Here is a 22,991-nt window from a genome sequence, read left to right on the forward strand (position 1 = left end):
GTCGCCGGGGGCCGGCGGGCAGCGGGTCATTTCGAGGAAAATCCGGCGCTGAAGGCACAATACAGCCGTGGCCATTCCCCAATCATTCATCCAGGAACTGCTGGCGCGCGCCGACGTGGTCGACATCGTCGGGCGCTACGTGCAGCTCAAGAAGGGCGGCGCCAATTTCATGGGGCTGTGCCCCTTCCACGGCGAAAAATCACCCTCCTTCAGCGTTAGCCCGTCCAAGCAGTTCTACCACTGCTTCGGCTGCGGCAAAAACGGCAACGCCATCAGCTTTCTGATGGAGCACGGCGGCATGACCTTTGTCGAGGCCGTGAAAGACCTGGCCCAGCAATACGGCCTGCAAGTGCCGGAAGACGACGTCTCGCCGCAGGAGCGCGCCCGCGCCGCCCAGCAACGCGAGCAGCAGGCCACGCTCACCAGCGTGCTTGAAAAAGCCGGCATCGCCTACATCAAGCACCTGCGCAACGCGCCGCGCGCCATCGACTACCTCAAGGGCCGCGGCCTGTCGGGCGAAATCGCGAAGACCTTCGGCCTCGGTTACGCGCCCGAAGGCTGGCGCGCGCTGGCCAGCGTGTTTCCCGACTACAACGACCCGCTGCTGGTGGAAAGCGGCCTGGTCATCACCGGCGAGCCTGGCGAGGAAAACGCGCAGGGCGAGGCCAAACGTTACGACCGCTTCCGCGACCGCATCATGTTTCCGATCCGCAACGTCAAGGGCGAATGCATAGGTTTCGGCGGCCGGGTGCTGGGCGACGAAAAACCCAAGTACCTGAACTCGCCCGAAACCCCGGTGTTCAGCAAGGGCCGCGAGCTCTACGGCCTGTTCGAGGCGCGCACCGCCCTGCGCGAACACGGCTACGCGCTGGTCACCGAGGGCTACATGGATGTGGTGGCGCTGGCCCAGCTCGGTTTTGCCAACGCGGTCGCCACCCTGGGCACGGCCTGCACCGCCGACCATGTGCAAAAGCTGTTCCGCTTCACCGATTCGGTGGTCTTCAGCTTTGACGGCGACAATGCCGGCCGGCGCGCCGCGCGCAAGGCGCTGGACGCCGCCCTGCCCTTTGCCACCGACGTGCGTACCGTCAAGTTCCTGTTCCTGCCGGCCGAACACGACCCCGACAGCTACATCCGCGAACACGGCCAGGACGGGTTTGCCGCCTATGTCGCCAAGGCCGTGCCGCTGAGCAAATTCATGCTCGACGCCGCCGGCGAAGGCTGCGACCTCGACACCGCCGAAGGCCGCGCCCACATGGCCAGCAATGCGCGCCCGCTGTGGAGCCTGCTGCCAGACGGCACGCTCAAGCACCAGTTGCTGGCCGAGATCGCCGACACCGTGCTGATCGACAGCCGCGAACTGCTGCAGATCTGGCAGCCCGCGAGTGCAAGGGACTATAAAAACAATAGCAGTTCCCGCCCACCGGGCAAGGGCCAGCGGCCAAAACAGCCTGAATATGCGGATGCTGTTCCGCATTTCGAGGAGTTTTCCGGCAACTTTGCCGACCTGCACGACGAAGGCGCGTACGCCGCGTCGCTGCCCGCCCTGTCCGCGGCGGGCGGGTCCGCCGGCCGCAGCTTCGGCGCCAAGCCCGGCACCAGCCGCCCGCCGCGGCGCATCGCTGGTCGGGTGCTGCCGGCCGGCCGGGAAGACCGGGTGCTGCGGCTGATGCTGACCGACCCGCAAAGCTGGGACAAACTCAGCGGCGAAGAACACGTGTTGCTGTCGGATCTGCCGGCGCCGCACGGGCCGCTGTTCGTCTGGCTGGAGAGCCAGCTGCATGAACACGGTCCGCAGCCTTGGGCGGCCCTGCGCGAGGGGCTGCGCGAACACCCCCAGGAAAAATACGCGGTAGACCAGATCGCCCAGCTCCACGAGGGCATCGAGTGCGACTGGAGCGAGGTCCGCGCCATCCTGGACCAGCTCCTCAAGCTCAAGCGCCAGCAGGAAATGGTCGATTTGCTGCCCCGGGTGCTGGCTGAACCGGCGGCCAGGCAGCGTTACGAAGAGTTGTCCGCCCTGCTGAAAAATAGCTGATTTGGCCCTTTTTTGTTGCCCAAAAATGAGGCATCAGGGTATAATCCGATTTTCCGCTACGGCAAGCGCGACAGCAGCACCTCCGGTACCAGCCCCCCGCAAGAACGGGACCTCACAGGTTGAAGGGCCACCTCCCCGCAAGGACTGCACACCAAATGTTCGCCCAAACAACTTGCTGTGGAGCCTGACGGGCTTGAGTCACCTCTCAAGTCCGCCGGATTCCTGAATGCCCAGCCATCCGGCGCGGGCATTTTTTGTGCCTGTAGTCCGACCGCTGTCGGGCGTCAGGAACCCAAGTCTGTTGAGGAAAGTTTCACACCGGGGGAGTTCGCCATGCCTGCTCAAAAGTCCAGCAAGACTGCCAAAACCGTGACCCCGCCCAAGGCGCCAGCCAAGGCTGCCGTCCGACCGCCGGTCAGCAAGACAGCCGGCAAGCCGCTTGAAAAACCCGGAAAAACCGCCATCTCCAGACCTGTTCCTGGCAAAAAAGATGCAGCCAGCAAAGCGCCCCTGAAATCTGAAAAGCCTGTCAAGAAAGTGCCCCCTGTGCCGACCAAGTCACCCGCCTCCACCGCCAAACCCGTTGCCAAAAAAGAAGCCGAGCTGAAGGTCACCCCGACCACAGCCGGCACCGACGTGCCCGTGAAAAAGAAACCCGGTCGCCCGCCGAAAAACCCCGCTGCTGCGGTGGAAGCCGGCGGCGCCAAGCGCGGCCGCAAGCCCAAGGTGGCCATCAAGGGTGACGGCGACGAGGACATGTCCGACATCGAGGACGATCTGGTCGGCGAACCGGTGGTGGAAACGACCGAAAAGGTCAAGCCGCTGCGCATGAAGATCAGCAAGGCGAAGGAACGCGCCTTGATGAAAGAGTTCGGCCTGGACGAGACCGTCCTGTCCGAAGAAGACATGGCCAAGCGCCGTGCCCGCCTGAAGGCACTGATCAAGCTCGGCAAGACCCGCGGCTACCTGACCCACGGCGAAATTTCCGATCACCTGCCCGACAAGCTGATCGACGCCGAAACACTGGACGCGGTGATCGTCACCCTGAACGACCTCGGTGTGGCCGTGTACGAGCAGACACCCGATGCAGAAACCCTGCTGATCACCGCCAACGCGCCCGCCGGCTCCACCGAAGAGGAAGCCGAGGAAGCCGCCGAAGCAGCGCTGTCCACCGTGGACAGCGAGTTCGGCCGCACCACCGACCCGGTCCGCATGTACATGCGTGAAATGGGCACGGTCGAGCTGCTGACGCGCGAGGGCGAGATCGAGATCGCCAAGCGCATCGAAGGCGGCTTGATGAAGATGATGGAAGCCATCTCCGAAAGCCCGGCCACGATTGCCGAGATCCTGCGCCTGGGCGAGGACATCCGCGAAGGCAAGGTGGTCATCTCCACCGTGGTGGACGGCTTTTCCAACCCCAACGAAGCCGACGACTACGTGGCCGAGGAAGACTTTGACGAGTTTGACGAGGAAGACGACGACGACGGCAAGGGCGGCTCCAAGGCGCTGACCAAAAAGCTCGAAGAGCTGAAAAAGGAAGCACTGAGCCGCTTCGACACCATCGCCTCCCTGTTCGAAAAAGTCCACAAGACCTACGACAAGGAAGGCTGGGGCACACCCGCGTACACGAAAGCCCAGAAGGCACTGAGCGACGAGCTCATGACCGTGCGTTTCACCGCCAAGACGATTGAAAAACTGTGCGACCTGCTGCGCGGCCAGGTGCTGGACGTGCGCAAGAAAGAGCGTGAACTGCGCAAGATCATTGTCGAAAAATGCGGCATGCCGCAGGAAATTTTCATCAAGGACTTCCCGCCGAATCTGCTGAACCTGAAATGGGTCGAGAAACAGGTCGCCTCCGGCAAGCCCTGGTCCACCGTGATGGCGCGCAACATCCCGCCCATCCAGGAACTGCAGACCAAGCTCGGTGAACTGCAGGCCCGTGTGGTCGTGCCGCTGGCCCAGCTCAAGGACATCAACAAGCGCATGAACGAAGGCGAGACCAACTCGCGTGACGCCAAGAAAGAGATGATCGAGGCCAACTTGCGCCTGGTGATCTCGATCGCCAAGAAATACACCAACCGCGGCCTGCAGTTCCTGGACCTGATCCAGGAAGGCAACATCGGTTTGATGAAAGCGGTCGACAAGTTCGAATACCGCCGCGGCTACAAGTTCTCGACCTACGCCACCTGGTGGATTCGCCAGGCGATCACGCGTTCGATCGCCGACCAGGCGCGCACCATCCGTATCCCGGTGCACATGATCGAGACCATCAACAAGATGAACCGCCTGTCGCGGCAGCACTTGCAGGAGTTCGGCTTCGAGCCCGACGCCAGCATCCTGGCCGAGAAGATGGAGATTCCCGAGGACAAGATCCGCAAGATCATGAAGATCGCGAAAGAGCCGATCTCGATGGAAACACCGATCGGCGACGACGACGATTCGCACCTCGGCGACTTCATCGAGGACAGCGCCAACACCGCACCGCTGGAAGCAGCGATGCAGGCCGGCCTGCGCGATGTGGTGAAAGACATCCTCGACAGCCTGACACCGCGCGAAGCCAAGGTGCTGCGCATGCGTTTCGGCATCGAGATGTCCACTGACCACACGCTGGAAGAAGTTGGCAAGCAGTTCGACGTGACGCGTGAACGCATCCGCCAGATAGAAGCCAAGGCGCTGCGCAAACTCAAGCACCCTTCGCGTTCGGACAAGCTGCGCAGCTTCATCGACACGCTCTAAGCACCCGGTCTCGTTGCCACGCAAGCGGCAACGGCAACCCAGCGCCCCGGCCCGCCCCCAGCGGTCCGGGGCGTTGTTTTTGGTGCATGGAATGAGCTGCAGCCCGCACGGGCTCTAGCCGGGGTGCTTCTCGATTGATAGCAACTTGCTCCACGCAAGCGGCTTGCGCCTGCGCCACCCTACACTTGGCACTGACCGAACTCGTTCACCCAACTGCCATGAGTGCTGCACGACATGTCTGAACCCACCGACTTCCTCATCATCGGCGGCGGCATCGCCGCTGCCTCCGTCGGCTACTGGCTGGCCCCGCACGGCCGCGTCACCCTGTTCGAGCGGGAGCCGCAGCCGGGCTACCATTCCACCGGCCGCTCGGCCGCGCTGTTCATGGAGAGTTATGGCACGCCCCAGGTGCGCGCCCTCACCATGGCCAGCCGGGCCTTCCTGCAGTCGCCGCCGGAGGGCTTTGCCGAACACCCGCTGCTGGGCCCGCGCGGCGCCATGATGGTGGCGACCCACGGACAGGATGCACTGCTCGCGGCGCACTGGGACGTCCTGCGCGCCATGACGCCGCATGCGCGGCTGCTGGACAGCGCAGGCGCCTGCGCCAAAGTTCCCGTGCTACGGCCCGGCAAGGTGCTGGGCGCGGTGTACGAGCCCGACGCCGCCGACATGGACGTGCACGCCATCCACCAGGGTTATCTGCGCGGCTTGCGCCGCGCCGGCGGCCGCGTGGTGTGTGATGCGGAAGTGACCGCGCTGGCACGTGTGGGCGGCCTGTGGCGGGCGCAGGCGGGCGGCCAGGTGTACGAAGCGCCCGTCGTCCTCAATGCCGCGGGCGCCTGGGCCGACGTGGTCGCCGCCCTGGCCGGCCTGCCCGGCATCGGCCTGGAGCCACGGCGGCGCTCGGCCTTCATCTTCGCGCCGCCGGAAGGCTTGGACACGGGCGGCTGGCCCCTGACCGCCAGCGTTGATGAGGACTGGTACTTCAAACCCGACGCCGGCATGCTGCTGGGCTCGCCGGCCAATGCCGACCCGGTGGCGCCGCATGACGTGCAGCCCGAGGAAATGGACATCGCCCTGGCCATCCACCGCATCGAGGAGATGACCACGCTGTCCATCCGCCGGCCCACGCGCACCTGGGCCGGGCTGCGCTCCTTCGTCGCCGACGGCGACCTGGTGGGCGGCTTCGATGCGCAGGCGCCGGGTTTCTTCTGGGTTGCGGCCCAGGGCGGTTACGGCATCCAGACCTCGGCCGCCATGGGCGAGACCTGCGCCGCGCTGGCGCGCGGCCTGCCCGTTCCCGGTCGCATCGCCGCCTTCGGCCTCACGGCCGACATGCTCAGCCCGTCCAGGCTGGACAGGGCGGCCTGACCCGCGCGCGGTCCAGCGGCGCCAGCGCTGGCCGACGCCGCATCGGGCTCAGGCTTTCAAGCAAAAAAGGCCGTCAACCCTTGCGGATCATGCGCCAGCAGCTATCAATAAAATAGCACGCCCCGTCCCCGAATCCGCTCAGGCGGCAAATTCCTCGGTGTCCACTTCGCTGGCACTCTGCGCGCTGTAGCGGTGACCGGTGACGGTACGCTGGTTGACCAGCGCTTCCAGCCTGGCCAGCAGCCCGGCGTCCAGCCGGACCTTCACCGCGCCGAGGTTGTCGTGCAGATGCTCGACGCTGGTGGTGCCGGGAATCGGCACGATGTGCGGCGCCTTGTGCAGCAGCCAGGCGAGCGCGAGCTGGGCCGGGGTGCAGCCGGCCTCTGCGGCCAAAGCCTTGTAGGGCGGCAGCAGCTGGAGGTTGGCCGCGTAGTTGTCGGGTGTAAACCGCGGCATGGCGCTGCGGATGTCCTTGGGCTGGAGCGTACTCACGTCATGCAGCGCATCACACAGAAAGCCGCGTGCCACCGGGCTGAAGGCCACAAAGGCCGCGCCCAGCTCGCGGCAGGCATCGAGCACCGCGATCTCGGGGTTGCGCGTCCACAGGGAGTATTCGGTCTGCACGGCGGCAATCGGGTGCACCGCCTGGGCCTTGCGCAAGGTGGCAGCCGACACTTCGGACAGGCCGATGGCCCGCACCTTGCCCGCGCGCACCAGCTCGGCCATGGCGCCCACGCTGTCCTCGATCGGCACCTTCTTGTCCCAGCGGTGCAGGTAGTAAAGATCGATCACGTCAGTTTGCAGGCGCTGGAGGCTGTCTTCGCAGTTCTTGCGGATGGTCTCGGGCCGGCCGTCGATCACGCGTTTGATACCGTCCTCGAATTGCACACCCGCCATGCCGCCCTTGCTGGCCAGCGTGAAGCGGCTGCGGTGCTTTGACAGCACCTTGCCCACCAGCGTCTCGTTGGCGCCGAAGCCGTACAGCGCCGCCGTGTCGAACAGCGTGACGCCGGCATCGAGCGCGGCCAGCAGCAGACGTTCGCCCTGCTCCGCCGACGGCGGCGCACCGTAGGCGTGGCTCAGGTTCATGCAGCCCAGGCCGATGGCCGAGACGTCGAAGGGGCCGATGCGGCGGGTTGGCAAAGCGTTGGGCATGGTTTACTTCAGTTGCTGCTCAAGATCGTGCAGCACCTGGTAACACGGCAATACTTTGGCGACGCTGGAATTGGGCTCGCGGCCCTCGCGAATGGCGGCGAAGAACTCGCGGTCCTGCAGCTCGATGCCGTTCATGGACACGTCGACCTTGCTGACGTCGATTTTTTCTTCCTTGCCGTTGAACAGGTCGTCGTAACGCGCGATGTAGGTGGCGCTGTCGCCGATGTAGCGGAAGAAGGTGCCCAGCGGGCCGTCGTTGTTGAAGCTCAGCGACAGCGTGCAGATCGCACCGTTGGCGGCCTTGAGCTGGATGCTCATGTCCATCGCAATGCCCAGCGCCGGGTGAATCGGCCCCTGGATGGCATTGGCTTTCACGATGGGGCTGCCGCACTGGTACGCGAACAGGTCCACCGTGTGGGCTGCATGGTGCCACAGCAGGTGGTCGGTCCAGCTGCGTGGCTGGCCCAGCGCGTTCATGTTGCTGCGGCGGAAGAAATAGGTCTGCACATCCATCTGCTGGATGTTGAAGCGGCCCGCCGCAATTTCCTTGTGCACGTACTGGTGGCTGGGGTTGAAGCGGCGCGTGTGCCCGCACATGGCAACCAGGCCGGTCTGCTTTTGCAGGGCCACCACCTCCTGAGCGCCCTTCAGGGTGTCGGCCAGCGGGATCTCCACCTGCACATGTTTGCCCGCCTTCATGCAGGCGATGGACTGCTCGGCATGCATCTGCGTCGGCGTGCACAGAATGACGGCGTCCACCTCCTTGAGCGCCAGGCTGTCGGCCAGGTCGGTGCTGACGTGGGCGATGCCGTATTTGGCGGCGACTTCTTTCGTCTTCTCCAGGTCGCGGCTGATCAGCGAGACGACTTCCACGCCGTCGATGTTCTTGATGCCGTCCAGGTGTTTGATGCCGAAGGCGCCTGCGCCAGCCAATGCGACTTTGATGGTTTTGGTCATGATTACTTTCCTTGGTGTCCGTTCGCCCTGAGCTTGTCGAAGGGCAAGGCTTCGACAGGCTCAGCCCGAACGGGGGGTTACTTGTTTTCCAGAATCAGGTGGCCCACCGCGGTGTTCGATGCGGGCACATGGTAAAAGCGGTGGGCAACCTTGGGCGCGGGGCCACCGGCCACGTCGGACATGGCGCCGCGGGCGATCAGCCACATCACCAGTTCTATCCCTTCGGAACCGGCTTCGCGCACATAGTCGATGTGCGGCTTGCCGGCCAGGCCTTCCGGGTCGGCAATCAGCTGGTCGAGGAAGGCGTTGTCGAACTCCTTGTTGATCAGGCCGGCGCGCGGGCCCTGCAACTGGTGGCTCATGCCGCCCGTGCCCCAGATCTGCACATTGAGCGGCTTGTCAAAACTCTCCACCGCCTTGCGGATGGCCTTGCCCAGTTCGAAACAGCGCCGGCCCGACGGCACCGGGTACTGCACCACGTTGACGGCAAACGGAATCACCGGGCAGGGCCAGGCCTGCGGCTGGCCGCACATCAGCGACAGCGGCACGGTCAGGCCATGGTCCACGTCCATCTTGTTGACGATGGTGAGGTCGAAGTCCTGCTGGATCACCGACTGCGCAATGTGCGCGGCCAGTTCCGGGTGACCGATGACCTTGGGCACCGGGCGCGGACCCCAGCCCTCGTCGGCCGGCGTGAACTCGGCCGCCGTGCCGATGGCAAAGGTCGGAATCATCTCCAGGCTGAAGGCCGTGGCGTGGTCGTTGTAGACCAGAAAGATCACGTCGGGCGGGTTGTCCTTGAGCCACTGTTTGGAGTAGTCGTAACCCTTGAACACGGGTTGCCAGTAAGGCTCGCCGCTTTTGCCGAGGTCAAGAGCCGCACCGATGGCGGGCACGTGGGAGGTGTAAACGGATGCAGTGATTTTGGCCATGTCAGATTCTCATTTCTTCCCGGCTTTGCCTTGGGGTTGGTGCTGGGCCTGCGCGGTCCCGTCTTCACCGACCACGCGGTTGCCCTCGACGGAGCGTCCGCCGGCAATCATCATGTCTCGGTATTCCTCTTCGGTCATGCCGGTCATGCTGCCTGCCATCTGCTGGAAGCTCTTGCCGTCGGTCGCGCCGATCTTGGCCAGGAAGTAGATGTTGCCGCCAGCCTTGATGCAGCGGTTCAGGTCACGCGCCAGCACTGCCTGCTTCTGCTCCTCGGTCATGGGCCACTCGTCGAGGTAGGCGCGTTCATCGGCCTTGAAGCGGGCGCGGTTTTCCGCCTTCATCAGTGACATGCAGAACTGATTCAGGTGGTAGCCCAGGCGGGATTGCTCGGCATCAAAAATGGTGGTGCCGGGGACGTCAAGGTAGGGTTTTTCAAGTGACATGATCAGTCTCCCCAGTAAAGCCGGGTCGGGTTGTCAACGAGCAGCTTGTGCTGCAATTCGGGCGTGGTGGCGATATGGGGAATGTAGTCCACCAGCAGGCCATCGTCGGGCATGTGGTTTTTCAGGTTGGGGTGCGGCCAGTCGGTGCCCCAGAGCACACGGTCGGGAAAGGTCTCGACCAGGCGCCGGGCAAACGGCACCACATCGCGGTAGGCGTTCTGCTCGCCTTTCAGCGCCGGCGGGCCGCTCACGCTGAGACGCTCGGGGCAGCTGACCTTGCTCCAGATGTTCTCGTGCTCGCGCATCATCTTGACGAACAGCTCGAACTCGGGGCCGTCCACCGGCTTGCTCACGTCGGGCCGGCCCATGTGGTCCACCACCACCGTGGTTGGCAGCGCGGTGAAAAAGTCGTACAGCTCGGGCAGGTCCTGCGCCTCGAAATACACCACCACATGCCAGCCGAGCGGCGCAATGCGGTTGGCGATTTCCAGCAACACCTCACGCGGCGTGAAGTCGGCCAGGCGTTTGACAAAATTGAACCGCGTGCCGCGCACGCCGGCTGCATGCATGTCCTGCAGCTCCGCGTCGCTCACATCGCGTTTGACGGTGGCCACGCCGCGCGCCCGGTTGTCCGAATGCCGCAGCGCATCGACCAGCGCGCGGTTGTCGCTGCCGTGGCAGGTGGCCTGCACAATCACGTTTTTGTCAAAGCCCAGGTGGTCGCGCAGCGCGAACAACTGCTCCTTGGACGCGTCACACGGCGTGTACTTGCGCTCGGGCGCATAAGGAAACTGCGCGCCCGGGCCGAACACATGGCAATGCGCGTCCACCGCACCGGCGGGCAGCTTGAAACGTGGTTTGGACGGGCCGGCGTACCAGTCGAGCCAGCCTGGCGTTTTGGTGAATTCCTGGGTCATCTTGATCGGTCTCAGTCAGGTTTGATGTTGGCTTCGCGCACCAGCTTTTCGTAGCGCTGGCGTTCGGAGCGGATCAGGGCGGCAAACATTTCGGCGCTGCCGGGCAGGACCTCGCCGCCGACCTGGGTCATGCGCTCACGCACTTCCTTGGTCTGCAGGGCTTTCTGCACTTCGGCATGGAGCCGGGTCACGATGGCCTTGGGCGTCGCGGCCGGCGCCACCAGGCCGTACCAGACCGAGGCTTCAAAACCGGGGAAGCCGGACTCGGCAATGGTCGGCACATCCGGAAAGATGGCAGAACGGTTGGTGCTCAGCACCGCCAGCACCTTGAGCTTGCCGCTCTTCACATGCGGCTGCACTTCCAGTGCATTGACGGCCACCAGCGGCAGCTGGCCGCCGATCACGTCGGTCAGCGCCTGCGAACCACCACGGTAAGGAATGTGCAGCAGGGAGATGCCAGCCGCACGCTTGAAGAACTCCACCGCCATGTGCGGCGTGGAGCCGTTGCCCGGGCTGGCGAATGAAATGCTGCCCGGCTTGGCCCTGGCGGCGGCGATCAGCTGCTGGATGTTGGCATACGGGGCACTGGCATTGGCGGCGATCACCACCGGCACCCGCCCGATCAGCGACACCGCCACCAGGTCGCGCTCGGCATCGAAGGGGGCGGGCTGGTACAGCGCCATGTTCGCGGCCAGGGCATTGGCCGCCATCATCAGGGTGTAGCCATCGGGATCGGCTGCGATGACCGACTTGACGGCGATGTTGGTGCCGGCCCCCGGCTTGTTTTCCACCACAAAGGTCTGACCCATGCTGGCCGACATGGCCTGGCCCACGGTGCGCGCCACGGCATCGACCGCGCCGCCAGCCGAGTAGCCGACCACCACCTTGACCGGTTTGGCGGGATAGGACTGGGCCGACGCCAGCAGCGGCGCGGCGAAGACTGCCACCGCGGCAAGCCCCGGGGCCAGCCTGCGTAACAAACAAAGGGGTGTAATGAACATGGGGATGACCAGGTTAAACAGGCTATAAAAAAACAGAAGAAAAAAGTCTCAGTCGATGTACTTGAGGCCGGCCTTGGCCAGCGGCTCGCGCATGTTGTACATGTCCAGGCCCAGCACGCCCGCGGCGAGTTTGGCGCGTTTTTCGCCTTCGTTGGCTTCACGGGCTTCGGCAGCGTCGGCCACCTTTTTCACCCACTCGGCCGGCACCACGACCACGCCGTCGTCGTCGGCCACCACCGCGTCGCCCGGGTTGACGTTCACGCCCGCGCACACCACTGGAATGTTCACCGAACCCAGCGTGGCCTTGATCGTGCCCTTGGCGCTGATGCCCTTGCTCCAGACCGGAAAGCCCATTTCCTCGAGCGTCTTGACGTCACGCACGCCGGCGTCGATCACCAGCGCCCGGGCGCCACGCGCCATGAAGGACGTGGCCAGCAGGTCGCCGAAGAAGCCGTCGCAGTTGTCGGCGGTGAGGGCCGCCACCACGATGTCGCCGGGCTGGATCTGCTCGGCCACCACATGCATCATCCAGTTGTCGCCGGGGTGCAGCAGCACGGTCACCGCGGTACCCGACACCTGTGCGCCGCGGTAGATGGGGCGCATGTAGGGCTTCATCAGCCCGACGCGGCCCATGGCCTCGTGCACGGTGGCGGCGCCCAGGCGGGTCAGCCGGTCGACGGCGGCCTGGTCGGCGCGCACGATGTTGCGTTTGACAATTCCCAAGGTGGTCATGGTTCGTCCTTCCTTCAATTACAGGCTCTTGGCCTTGAGGCGCGCATCGAGGCGCGGAAACACACGGCGCACATTGGCCTCGTAGATCTGGTGGCGGTCGTCGGCGCTGAGGATCTTGCTGGCCTCGATGTAGCGCTTGGTGTCGTCGTAGTAGTTGCCGGTTTCAGGGTCGATGCCGCGCACCGCGCCAATCATCTCGGAGGCAAACAACACGTTTTTCACCGGGATCACCGTGTTGAGCAGGTCGATGCCCGGCTGGTGGTAGACGCAGGTGTCGAAGTAGATGTTATTGAGCAGGTGCTCGGACAGCAGCGGCTTTTTCAGCTCCTGCGCCAGGCCGCGGAAGCGCCCCCAGTGGTAAGGCACGGCGCCGCCGCCGTGGGGAATCAGGAAGCGCAGCGTCGGGAAGTCCTTGAACAAATCGCTGGTCAGGCACTGCATGAAGGCCGTGGTGTCGGCGTTCAGGTAGTGCGCGCCAGTGGTGTGAAAACACGCGTTGCAGGAGGTGGAGACGTGGATCATCGCGGGGATGTCGTACTCGACCATCTTCTCGTAGATCGGGTACCAGTGTTTGTCGGACAGCGGCGGCGAGGTCCAGTGGCCGCCCGAAGGATCGGGGTTGAGGTTGATGCCGACGTTGCCATACTCTTTCACGCACTTTTCCAGCTCGGGGATGCAGGTGGCGGGATCGACGCCAGGCGACTGCGGCAACATCGCCACCGGCACGAAGTTGTCGGGGAAGAGCTGGCTGACACGGTAGCAGAGTTCGTTGCAGATGGCCGCCCAGGTGGACGAGACATTGAAGTCACCGATGTGATGAGCCATGAAGCTGGCGCGCGGCGAAAACAGCGTGATGTCACTGCCGCGCTCTTTCATCAGGCGCAGCTGGTTGGTCTCGATCGACTCGCGCAGCTCGTCGTCGCTGATCTTCAGCTCAGCCACCTTGGGCATCATGGCCGGGTCCTTGATGCCGGCTATCTGCCGGTTGCGCCACTCTTCGAGCGCCTTGGGCGCGGTGGTGTAGTGGCCGTGGCAGTCGATGATCAATGATTTTTTCATAAAGGTCTCCTGGGAATGCAAGGGGGTGTCTGTCAGGCGGCGGGGTCCATGCCCTGGCGGCGCTTGGCCTCGGCGGCCTGCGGCGTGTTCATGAAGGCCAGCATGGCGCGCACCGCGTCGGCGTGGCGCGTGCCGCTGCACACGCCGGCAGAAAAAGTGGTGATGATCTGGATGGCCGGCGGCAAGGGGCCCAGCACGGTGATGCCCTCCAGGTGCATCAGCTCGCTCAGTTGCTGAAAGCCCAGCTCGACCTCGCCACGCGCCACCAGTGAACCGACCGGAATGCCTGGCGGCGGTGTCACGATGCGGCTCTGAATCTCGCCGGCGATGCCCCAGCGCTCGAACAGGCCGGCCAGCGCCACGCCGCTGGGCCCGGTCGAGTAACTGATGCTGCGCGCGGCGCGCATGGCATCGCGCAATGCGTCCTCCGTCGAGATGTCGGGCCTGGGCGCACCGGCGCGCACCGCCACGGCCACGCCCGAGCGGACCAGGTCCACCCGGCTGCCGGCCAGCACATGGCCGGAGGCGATCAGCTTGTCGATCGCGTCGGACGCCAGGATGACGACATCAAAGGCCTCGCCGGCCTGCACGCGCCTGGCCGCATCGACCCCTCCCACCGACTCGATGGCCACGCGGCAGCCCGATTGCTGTTCGAAAGCCGTCACCAGATCGGCCAGCACCAGGCGGGTGGCCATGGAGGAAATGCCCTTGAGTTCGGTCGTCATGGCGGTCAGTCAGCGTGGAGGGTCATGCCATTGATTGTGACCATGGCCCCGCCTGTCGCCAAGGCAGCGCGGTTTCTAGCTGATATAACATACCGGCATTGATCGACGCCTGTTATATCCATTCAGGACACCGCAAAACCACCCGCCACCCTCCCCTCATGGACCTCAAGCAGCTTGAATATTTTGTGCGCGTGGCCGAACTCGGCAGCTTCACGCGCGCCTCGATTGCGCTGGACATTGCCCAGCCGGCGCTGAGCCGCCAGATCCGCCTGCTGGAAGTGGAGCTGCGGCAGAACCTGCTGACCCGCAATGGGCGCGGCGCCATCCCGACGGAAGCCGGCAAGCTGCTGCTCAAGCATGGGCGCGGCATCCTGCACCAGGTGGAGGTGGCCCGCGAAGAACTGGGCGCCGCCCGTGGCGCCCTGGCAGGACGGGTGTCCATCGGCCTGCCGCCCAGCCTGTCGAAACTCATCACAGTGCCGCTCACCCGGGCTTTCCGTCAGCAGTTGCCGCACGCCCAGCTAACGCTGACCGAAGGCTTTTCCGTGCTGATGCACGAGGGCCTGCGTGTGGGCAACCTCGACATGGCCGTGCTCTACAACTCCGAGCGTTCACCCGAGCTGGACATCACCACCCTGCACACCGAAGAGCTGGTGCTGATTTCCCCCAAGACCAGCATCAAGGCCGGTGCGGCGAAAAAAGGCCGGGCCGGCAAGCGTCAGCCCATCAGCCTGGCCGAGGTGGCCGACCTGCCCCTGATCCTGCCGAGCCGCCCGAATGCCTTCCGCATCCTGATCGAGAGCGACATGATCACGATAGGCCGCAAGCCGCAGATCACGCTGGAGGTGGACGGCCTGAACGCCATCCTGAGCCTGGTCAAGGAAGGCATGGGCCATGCCGTTTTGCCCAGCTATACGCTGAGCAACGTCGATGATCCCGAGCCCTTCCTGCTGCGCAGCATCCACTCCCCGCGCATCATGAGCGAGCTGATGCTGGCGCGTTCCTCGCGCCGCGCCAGCACCGACACGCAGAAAATGGCAGTCGAGGTGGTCAAGTCGGTGGTGGTCGAGGCCATCAAGCCTTATGCCTGACCCGGTTGCTGAAGCAGTCGGTCTGCGTAGTCCTGCCAGCGGGCGTCCTTGCCCAGGCCGGCAAACACGCCGGCCCTGGCCTGGTCGGCCACCCACTGCTGCTTGTCGGCAATCGCCGAGGCCATGAAGGGCTCGAAGCCGCCGCCGGCCTCGCGCACGGTGTTGGCCGCCTCGCGCATTTCCTCGGCACGGCGCTGGCCGTGCTGCACCACGCGGCTGAAAAAGTAGGCGCCCTGCTTCTCCCAGTCGATGCTGGGGAAGGTTTCGGCCAGGGTCGGCAACACATGGTCCTCGACGCCGTAGGCGCGCGCCGTGGTGTAACTCTCGATCACCAGCGCCTCCAGGCCCTTGATCATCACGCTGCGGCACATCTTGATGGCGCTGGCCACGCCGAGCTTTTCGCTGACCATCTTCGCATCCATGCCCCAGGCCGCGAGCACGCCGGCCAGTTCGGCCGCACGCGCGCCGCCCAGCAGCATGGGCACCTTGATGCCGTAAGGCGGCACCGAGGTCATCACGCCGGCTTCGACATAGTGCCCACCCGCAGCGTCGATCAGGGCCGCGGCCTGCTGCTTGGTGCCGGGTGATGCGGAATTGAGGTCCAGAAAAATCGTGCCGCGCCGGACATGGGCAGCGGCCGCCTGCGCCACGGCCAGCGTGCTGGACGCCGTGACCGCCGAAATGATCAGGTCGGCCCGCCCGCACAGCTCCGCCATGGACGCGCACGCCGCCACACCGGCCTGCGCCGCATGGGCGCGCTGCGTCTCGCGCTGGGCCGGCGCCTCGAAGTTGAGGTCCCAGGCGCTGATGCCCGCCACCCGGTTCTTGAGGCCGACAGTGAAAATTTTGCCGACCTCGCCATAACCCACCATGCCGATATGTTCAAACTTCACGGATCTTTCTCCTGTGGTTGATGGGTCCGCCTTGTCGCCGGCCCGATCGCTTCATGCGCTTCTTTACTGTGTCGGAATCCTGGCACGCCGGATCACCTCGCCCCAGCGCCTGGTTTCACCGGCCAGCAGTTCGGCCGCCTGTTCGGGCGAACTGCCGCGCGCTTCGACATTCAGCTCGGCCAGCTTCCTGCGCACCTCCGGTGCGTTGACGGCGGCCACCACCTCCCGGTTCAAGCGCGCGATCACGCCGGGCGGCGTTTTGGCCGGCGCGGCAAGCGCGTTCCAGCTGGAGGCCAGAAAAGTGGGCAGGCCGCTTTCTTTGGCGGTCGGCACCTCGGGCAGCACGGCGGCGCGCCTGTCGCCGGTGACGGCCAGCGCGCGCAGGGCTCCGGCCCTGATCTGCGGCAGGATGGGGCCGAGGATTTCCACCGCAGCGTCGATCTGGCCGCCACGCAGGGCCGTGACCACCGCCGGCGTGCCGTTGAACGGAACAATCTGCACATCGGCGCCAGAGCTGATCTTGAAAAGCTCGGCCGCCAGGTTTTGCGTGCTGCCGATGTTGATGCTGCCGATATTGAGCTTGCCGGGGTTGGCCTTGGCAAAAGCCAGCAAGTCGCCCAGGGTCTTGAATTTCGAATCGGCGGGCGTCACCACGGCAATGTCAAAGAAGCCCAGCGTGGAGACCGGCGCGAAATCGCGCACCGCGTCAAACGGCAGCGACTTGAACAAACCCGCACTGACTGCCGTGCCGTTGGACATCAGCAGCAGGGTGTGGCCGTCGGGCTCGGCCCGGGCCACCATCTCGCCGGCGACCACGCCGCCGGCGCCGGGCCTGTTGTCGACCACCACCGGCTGGCCCAGCGACTCGCTGAGTTTTTGCGCCACTGTGCGCGCCGTCAGGTCGGCCACGCCGCCGGCCCCAAAGGGCACAACGATGCGGATCGGCTTGCTGGGAAAGGTCTGGGCTGCGGCCGGCAGGGCCAGCATCAGGCAGGCCAGCAGGCTGCCGGCCAGGCGTTTAAAAATCATGGTGTCCTCGCGATCGTTGGCATCGCGCCATTTTGGTCCATCCGGCAGCGCAGCAGGAGCTGCTCCGCCGGAAACATGAATAAAAAGTGCCTTCAGCCCTTATCGGCTATGCGCAACCAGCTATCAATTCAGTAGCAAATCAACAACCCATCCATGACAAGGCAGGGTCAGCGCGCCACGCCGAGCAGCTGCTCGAGCAGTTGCGGCTGCTCGAGCAACTCTTCCGCCGTGCCGGCATGCACCACCGTGCCGCGGTCCAGCACCACCGCGCTGTCGGAGATTCTCAGGATCGCCTGCGGATGCTGCTCGACGATGATGGCCGACAGCCCCTCGTCGCGCGTCACGCGGCGAATTGCCAGCAGCAGCTCCTCGACAATGATGGGCGCCAGGCCCTCGAGCGGCTCGTCGAGCAGCAGCAGGCGCGGGTTGAGTACCAGCGCGCGGCCGACTGCCAGCATCTGCTGCTCGCCGCCCGACAGCTGCGTGCCCAGGTTGTTCTTGCGTTCGCCCAGGCGCGGAAACATCTCGTAGACCCGGTCCGGCGTCCAGCGGCCCGGCCGCGCCACCGCGGTCAGGTTTTCGTGCACCGTCAGCGACTTGAAGATGTTGCGCTCCTGCGGCACCCAGCCTATGCCGGCGGCCGCGCGTTCATGCGGCGCCATCTTGTGCAGCGCCTTGCCCGCCAGCGTGATGCTGCCGCCGTGCTGGCGCGTGGCGCCGGCCAGCGTGTTGATCAGCGTGGTCTTGCCGGTGCCGTTGCGCCCCAGCAGCGCCAGCGTCTTGCCTTCGTCCAGCGACAGCGACACGCCCTGCAGCACCACCGCCTCGCCATAACCGGCGCTGAGGCCTTCGACCTTCAGAAGTTCAGTCATGGCTGGCTCCCGCTTCCTCGCCATGACCCAGGTAGACCGCCTTGACTTCGGGATCGTTGGCAATCTGGTCCGGGTCGCCTTCGGTCAGCACCGTGCCGTTGACCAGCACCGTCATGCGGGTGGCAAAGCTGAACACCAGGTCCATGTCATGTTCGATCAGCAGCACCGAAACGTCGGCCGGCAGGGCCGCCACGGTTTGCAGCAGTTCCTCGCGTTCACCGGCCGGCACACCGGCCACCGGTTCGTCGAGCAGCAGCACGCGCGGCTCGCAGGCCAGCGCAATCGCAATTTCCAGCAGCCGGCGCTTGCCGTAGGCCAGCACGCGGGTCGGCTGGTCCATCACCTCGGTCAGATGAAACTGTTCCAGCAGCTGCGCACAGCGCTCGCTCACTACCTTGTTGCGCCCCAGCGCCTGCCACCAGCGCAGACCCAGGCCCTGGTGTTGCGACACCGTCAGCGCCAGCGTCTGCAGCGGGGTCAGGGAGTCGAACAGCTGGTTGATCTGGAAGGTGCGCACCATGCCGCGCTGCACACGCTGGTGCGGCGCCAGCTGCGTGATGTCTTCACCGAGCAGGGTGATGCGCCCTTCGGTCGGCTGCAGCACGCCCGTCAGCAGATTGATCAGCGTCGTCTTGCCGGCACCGTTCGGGCCGATCAGCGCGTGGCGCGCGCCTTGTTGCAAATTCAGCGTGACGTTGTTGGTCGCCGTGATGCCGCCAAAACGCATCACCAGGCCGCTGGCCTGAAGCACGGTCTGCGTCATGCGCCGCCCCGCTTCCTGACCCAGGTCCAGGGCCGCAGCAGGCGCTCGCGCCCGACCAGCACCAGCACCACCAGGAACAGGCCGATCCAGAAGGTCCAGTATTGCGGCGTGATGCTCGACAAGGTGTCCTGCATCAGCTTGAACACCACCGCACCGACAATACCGCCGTACAGCCAGCCGACACCGCCGACCACCAGCACCAGCATCACGTCGGCCGAGCGGTGAAAGTCGAACACGTCGAGCGAGGCAAAACCGGTGGTCTGCGCCAGCAAGGCGCCCGCCGCACCGGCCACACCGGCCGAGACCGTGTAGACCAGCGCCAGCCGCGAATGCACGGGAATGCCGATGGCCATGGCGCGCAGGCGGTTGTCGCGAATCGCCATCAGCGTGGCGCCGAACGGTGAATGCACCAGGCGCCGGGCCAGCACAAAAAACACCAGGCCGATACACAGCGAGTAATACGCCGCGGTACGGCCGGACAGGTCGAACTCGAAGGTGCCGAGCAGCGGCCCCATGACCACGCCCTGCAGGCCGTCGGCACCGCCGGTGAGCCAGTCCAGCCGGTTCGCCAGCTCCATCAAAATCAGGCCCATGCCCAGCGTGACCATCAGCCGCGTCAGGTCGCTGCCACGCATGATGGTCAGGCTGCAGATCGCGCCGAGCAGGGTCGAGACACCGATCGCAAAGGCCAGGCCGACCAGCGGATCGGGCATCACGTGTTTGGCAAACAGGGCCGCCGCATAGGCGCCCATGCCGAAAAACGCCGCATGGCCCAGCGAGACGATGCCGGTGTAACCCAGGATCAAATCCAGCGAAATGGCAAACAGCGCCACGATGGCGATCTCGTTGATGATCAGCGCGTGGCTGGACAGCAGCAGCGGCGAGGCAAAGGCCAGCAGCCACAGCACCGGCTCCCAAGGCTTGAGGCGCGAGCTGTGGAGCAGGGATTTCTGGGTCGCGTTGGTCATCACTTGCCCCCCTTGCGCACAAACAGGCCTTGCGGGCGCCAGATCAGGATGACGATCATCAGGCTGTAGACGATGAAGGCGCCGAGCTTGGGCATGTAGTATTTTCCAGCCACGTCGGCAATGCCCAGCAGCAGCGCCGCCAGCAGCGGCCCGGTGATGGACGAGGTGCCGCCGACGGCGACAACGATCAAAAAGTAAATCATGAATTTCAACGGAAAGGTCGGGTCCAGCCCCAGCACTTCGGCGCCCAGCGCGCCGCCCAGGCCGGCGAGACCCGAGCCGACGGCAAAGGTGGAGAGGAACACCACATTGACATTGATGCCCAGGCCGGCCGCCACACGCTGGTCATCGACCGAGGCGCGCAGGCGGCTGCCGAAACGGGTGCGCGCCAGCACGTACTGCAGCGCAACTGTCAGCGCCGCACACACGGCGATGATGAACAGCCGGTAGTGGCCCATGCCCAGCACCCAGGCGCCGCTGCCGATCTCGGTGCGGCCGCGCAGCCAGTCGGGCAGCTGGATGATCTGCTGGGTCGAGCCCATGAAGTAGTCCATGCTGGCCACGGCCATGAAGGTCAGGCCGATGGAAAAAAGCACCTGGTCCAGGTGCGGCCTGGCGTACATGGGCCGGTACAGCGTGCGCTCCAGCACCCCGCCTAGCAGCGCTGCGCCCAGGAAGGCAAGGGGCAGGCACAGCAGGAAAGGCACGCCCAGGCGCTGCATCAGCAGCACCGTGATGTAGCCGCCAACCATGGCAAACGCGCCATGCGCGAGGTTGATGAAATTCATCAGGCCCATGGTGACCGCCAGGCCGACCGCAAGCACAAACAGCAGCATGCCGTAGGCAATGCCGTCAAAAAGGATGGTGAGCATCAGGTAGTCAGGTGGGGCGGAAAGCGGAAAAAGCCGGGGACGAAAACGGGGTCATGGATTGCGGGTCAGGCCCGCAATGACAGCGTTTTGTCATGCCGGGCCTGACCCGGCATCCATGCTGGCGCACCCGGGTCCGTGACGAACGAACCCGCCGTGCATGCCAGGGCCGATTATTCGATTACTTCGTCTTGCCCGGGTCCTTCACGTCCTTGATCGTTTCGAACTCGACGTTGTAGAGCTGGCCGCCGACTTTTTCGACCTTGCGGATATAGACGTTCTGCACGATGTCGCGGGTCTGCGCGTCGATGAACACCGGGCCGCGCGGGCTCTCGAAGACCTGGCCCTTCATGGCGCCCAGCAGGGCCTCGCCGTCGCCTTTGCCCTTGGTGGTTTTCAGGGCTTCGTAGATCACGCGCATGCCGTCGTAACCGCCGACGGCCATGAAGTTGGGGCGCAGGCCCTTGTTGGCCTTGCTGAAGGCATCGACAAACTTCTGGTTCAGCGCCGACTTGTGGGCCGCCGAGTAATGGTGCGAAGTCACGACGCCCACCGCGACTTCGCCCATGTCGTTCAGGATGTCGTCATCGGTCACGTCGCCAGTGGCGATCAGCTTGATGCCGGCCTTGTCCAGGCCGCGCTCGGCGAACTGCTTCATCAGCGCGGAGCCTGCGCCCGACGGCACAAAGGCAAACACGGCGTCGGGCTTGGCGTCGCGCACCTTCTGCAGGAAAGGGGCGAAGTCGGGGTTGCGCAGCGGCACCCGCACGGCCTCGACCACGGTGCCGCCGTTGAAGGTGAAGCGGTCCTTGAAGGTGCGCTCGGCGTCGATGCCGGGGCCGTAGTCGGAGACCAGGCTCACCACCTTCTTGATGCCGTTTTTCGGCGCCCAGTCGGCAATGCCGACGGTGACCTGCGGCAAGGTGAAGCTGGTGCGCACGATGTAGGGCGAAGCCTGCGTGATGCTGGAGGTGGCCGCCGCCATCACCACCATCGGTGTCTTCGACTGCGTGGCCAGCGGCGCGGTGGCAAAGGCCAGCGGCGTCAGGCCGAAGCCGGCCAGCACGTTGACCTTGTCGTTGACGATCATTTCCTGCGCCAGGCGCTTGGTCACGTCGGGCGTGCCGGTGTCGTCCTTGATGATCAGCTCGATCTTCTTGCCGGCCACGTTGTCGCCGTTCTGGGCCATGTAAAGCTTGGCCGCCGCTTCAATCTGACGCCCGGTCGAGGCGAAAGGACCGGTCATGGGAAGAATCAGGCCGACCTTGAAGGTATTGGTCTGCGCGACAGCGCCGCCTGCGGCCAGAGTGGCAACGGCCAGGGCGATGGAGCCGAGAAAGAGTCGTTTTTGCATGGTCTCTCCAGAAGGTTCAAAAAAGGGGCGATCAACGGGTCACCCGGCACTATCCCCCCGCACGGGCAGATGCGCAAGATGGATTTCCGCCTTGCAGCTATAGCAAATATGCATATCAAGGCCTGGGGGTTGCAGCGCTCAGCCGCGCTTGCGGATCAGCCGCACGCCGGGCATGCGGTTCAGGTCCTGGCTTTGCATGGCCTCGAGCAGGTTGCGCTGCGCCAGGCGCGAGTGCTCGCGCATGATGGCTTCGGCGCGCGCGCCTTCGCGCCGCTCGATGGCGTCCAGCACCTGGCGGTGCTGGTCCTGCGCCACGATCAGCATGTCGCGCGCCTGCGGCGAGTTGGCCTGCGCCACGACAAAGCCCGAGGGCGAGGCAAACGGCAGGGCCACGACACGCTCGAGTTCGCGCGCAATCACCGTGCTGGCAGCCATCTCGCTGAGCAGGTTGTGAAAGCGCTGGTTCAGCGTGACGTAACGCAGGAAAGCCTCGTCGTCGAGGGCCGGCTGGCTCAGCACGCCGTCGATCTGCCCGAAGCAGGCGCGCGCCTCGGCCAGCACCGCCGCGGCCACCCCGCGTTCAGCCGCCAGCCGCGCCGACAGGCCTTCGAGCGTGCCGCGCAGTTCAATCGCCTCGGACACATCACGCTCAGAAAACGTGCGCACCGCATAACCGCCATTGACCAGCCCTTCCAGCAGGCCCTCCTGCTCCAGCCGCATCAGCGCGGCGCGGATCGGCGTGCGCGAGACCCCGAGCTTTTCCACAATGGCCAGCTCGGCAATCCGCGCGCCGCTGGGCAGCTCGCCGGCCAGAATCATTTCGCGCAGCCGCAGCTGCGCCTTGACGGTCTGGGAGGCACCCGGCTCCTGCGTTTCGGCGGCGGCCAGGGAAATGGTTTTGTCGTTCATCTGGATTTTCTTGATATCTTCTTAATGTATACAGCAAACACGGCTGAGGAGGATATTTTGCGCTTTTCAAGCCATATTTTGATAAATTAGCAGGGTCAATGTATACATAAAGTCTGTTTTTTTGCATAATCGCCGCCTGAGCCACTGGCCGTTCCCCACTGCCCGCGCCGCAAGAA

At 64.9% G+C, this 22,991-nt stretch carries 21 protein-coding genes; 4 read left to right on the plus strand and 17 right to left on the minus strand.

What is annotated here, in order from left to right:
* Positions 1 to 67 precede the first annotated feature (67 nt).
* From dnaG to AAG813_RS10660, 3 genes are all read left to right on the plus strand, one after another.
* Positions 68 to 2,038, plus strand: a complete 1,971-nt coding sequence (gene dnaG / locus AAG813_RS10650; protein WP_341914693.1) for a DNA primase — start codon at positions 68 to 70, stop codon at positions 2,036 to 2,038.
* Between the two features lie 333 nt (positions 2,039 to 2,371).
* Complete coding sequence (rpoD, locus tag AAG813_RS10655) at positions 2,372 to 4,774, plus strand: RNA polymerase sigma factor RpoD (protein WP_341914695.1); 2,403 nt, start codon at positions 2,372 to 2,374, stop codon at positions 4,772 to 4,774.
* Positions 4,775 to 5,008: 234 nt separating this feature from the next.
* Positions 5,009 to 6,145 (plus strand): FAD-dependent oxidoreductase, encoded by a 1,137-nt coding sequence (locus AAG813_RS10660; RefSeq protein ID WP_341914696.1) that lies wholly within the window; start codon positions 5,009 to 5,011, stop codon positions 6,143 to 6,145.
* Between the two features lie 138 nt (positions 6,146 to 6,283).
* Here the strand turns inward: AAG813_RS10660 and AAG813_RS10665 are convergent, their stop codons facing one another.
* From AAG813_RS10665 to AAG813_RS10705, 9 genes are all read right to left on the minus strand, one after another.
* A complete protein-coding gene (locus tag AAG813_RS10665; RefSeq protein ID WP_341914855.1) occupies positions 6,284 to 7,288 on the minus strand; it encodes an aldo/keto reductase in 1,005 nt (334 codons plus the stop codon).
* 15 nt (positions 7,289 to 7,303) lie between these two features.
* The gene (locus AAG813_RS10670; protein ID WP_341914698.1) at positions 7,304 to 8,257 is read right to left on the minus strand and encodes a Gfo/Idh/MocA family oxidoreductase; all 954 of its coding nucleotides are present in this window, start codon (positions 8,255 to 8,257) and stop codon (positions 7,304 to 7,306) included.
* A gap of 77 nt (positions 8,258 to 8,334) precedes the next feature.
* Positions 8,335 to 9,189: a class III extradiol dioxygenase subunit beta gene (locus AAG813_RS10675; protein WP_341914700.1), complete on the minus strand. Its 855-nt coding sequence runs from the start codon at positions 9,187 to 9,189 to the stop codon at positions 8,335 to 8,337.
* Between the two features lie 9 nt (positions 9,190 to 9,198).
* Positions 9,199 to 9,633 (minus strand): protocatechuate 4,5-dioxygenase subunit alpha, encoded by a 435-nt coding sequence (ligA, locus tag AAG813_RS10680; protein WP_341914702.1) that lies wholly within the window; start codon positions 9,631 to 9,633, stop codon positions 9,199 to 9,201.
* A gap of 2 nt (positions 9,634 to 9,635) precedes the next feature.
* Positions 9,636 to 10,550 carry an amidohydrolase family protein gene (locus AAG813_RS10685; protein ID WP_341914704.1) on the minus strand — a complete coding sequence of 305 codons (915 nt, stop codon included), beginning with the start codon at positions 10,548 to 10,550 and terminating at the stop codon, positions 9,636 to 9,638.
* Between the two features lie 11 nt (positions 10,551 to 10,561).
* Positions 10,562 to 11,497, minus strand: a complete 936-nt coding sequence (locus AAG813_RS10690) for a tripartite tricarboxylate transporter substrate binding protein (protein ID WP_341914708.1) — start codon at positions 11,495 to 11,497, stop codon at positions 10,562 to 10,564.
* Between the two features lie 102 nt (positions 11,498 to 11,599).
* Positions 11,600 to 12,283: a 4-carboxy-4-hydroxy-2-oxoadipate aldolase/oxaloacetate decarboxylase gene (ligK, locus tag AAG813_RS10695; protein ID WP_341914710.1), complete on the minus strand. Its 684-nt coding sequence runs from the start codon at positions 12,281 to 12,283 to the stop codon at positions 11,600 to 11,602.
* Between the two features lie 18 nt (positions 12,284 to 12,301).
* The gene (locus tag AAG813_RS10700) at positions 12,302 to 13,330 is read right to left on the minus strand and encodes an amidohydrolase family protein (protein WP_341914857.1); all 1,029 of its coding nucleotides are present in this window, start codon (positions 13,328 to 13,330) and stop codon (positions 12,302 to 12,304) included.
* Positions 13,331 to 13,374: 44 nt separating this feature from the next.
* A complete protein-coding gene (locus AAG813_RS10705) occupies positions 13,375 to 14,067 on the minus strand; it encodes a substrate-binding domain-containing protein (RefSeq protein ID WP_341914713.1) in 693 nt (230 codons plus the stop codon).
* Positions 14,068 to 14,225: 158 nt separating this feature from the next.
* Here AAG813_RS10705 and AAG813_RS10710 point away from each other — a divergent pair, with 158 nt between their 5' ends.
* Positions 14,226 to 15,158: a LysR substrate-binding domain-containing protein gene (locus AAG813_RS10710; RefSeq protein WP_341914715.1), complete on the plus strand. Its 933-nt coding sequence runs from the start codon at positions 14,226 to 14,228 to the stop codon at positions 15,156 to 15,158.
* Here AAG813_RS10710 and AAG813_RS10715 read toward each other — a convergent pair.
* From AAG813_RS10715 to AAG813_RS10750, 8 genes are all read right to left on the minus strand, one after another.
* On the minus strand, positions 15,149 to 16,051 hold the full coding sequence (locus AAG813_RS10715; RefSeq protein ID WP_341914716.1) for a DUF1932 domain-containing protein: 903 nt from the start codon (positions 16,049 to 16,051) through the stop codon (positions 15,149 to 15,151). The two genes, AAG813_RS10710 and AAG813_RS10715, sit on opposite strands and share 10 nt — an antisense overlap.
* A 63-nt stretch (positions 16,052 to 16,114) precedes the next feature.
* On the minus strand, positions 16,115 to 17,038 hold the full coding sequence (locus AAG813_RS10720) for a tripartite tricarboxylate transporter substrate binding protein (RefSeq protein WP_341914859.1): 924 nt from the start codon (positions 17,036 to 17,038) through the stop codon (positions 16,115 to 16,117).
* A gap of 209 nt (positions 17,039 to 17,247) precedes the next feature.
* Entirely contained in the window at positions 17,248 to 17,952 is a 705-nt protein-coding gene (locus AAG813_RS10725) for an ABC transporter ATP-binding protein (protein ID WP_341914719.1), read from the minus strand.
* A complete protein-coding gene (locus AAG813_RS10730) occupies positions 17,945 to 18,715 on the minus strand; it encodes an ABC transporter ATP-binding protein (RefSeq protein ID WP_341914722.1) in 771 nt (256 codons plus the stop codon). Before AAG813_RS10730 ends, AAG813_RS10725 begins: the two co-directional genes overlap by 8 nt.
* Entirely contained in the window at positions 18,712 to 19,683 is a 972-nt protein-coding gene (locus tag AAG813_RS10735) for a branched-chain amino acid ABC transporter permease (RefSeq protein ID WP_341914724.1), read from the minus strand. Before AAG813_RS10735 ends, AAG813_RS10730 begins: the two co-directional genes overlap by 4 nt.
* Entirely contained in the window at positions 19,683 to 20,555 is an 873-nt protein-coding gene (locus tag AAG813_RS10740; RefSeq protein WP_341914726.1) for a branched-chain amino acid ABC transporter permease, read from the minus strand. Before AAG813_RS10740 ends, AAG813_RS10735 begins: the two co-directional genes overlap by 1 nt.
* Positions 20,556 to 20,733: 178 nt before the next feature.
* Positions 20,734 to 21,906: an ABC transporter substrate-binding protein gene (locus AAG813_RS10745; RefSeq protein ID WP_341914728.1), complete on the minus strand. Its 1,173-nt coding sequence runs from the start codon at positions 21,904 to 21,906 to the stop codon at positions 20,734 to 20,736.
* A gap of 138 nt (positions 21,907 to 22,044) precedes the next feature.
* A complete protein-coding gene (locus AAG813_RS10750; protein WP_341914730.1) occupies positions 22,045 to 22,815 on the minus strand; it encodes a GntR family transcriptional regulator in 771 nt (256 codons plus the stop codon).
* Between the last annotated feature and the right edge of the window lie 176 nt (positions 22,816 to 22,991).

This window comes from Polaromonas sp. YR568 (assembly GCF_943371715.1).
Classification (GTDB): Bacteria; Pseudomonadota; Gammaproteobacteria; order Burkholderiales; family Burkholderiaceae_C; genus Polaromonas.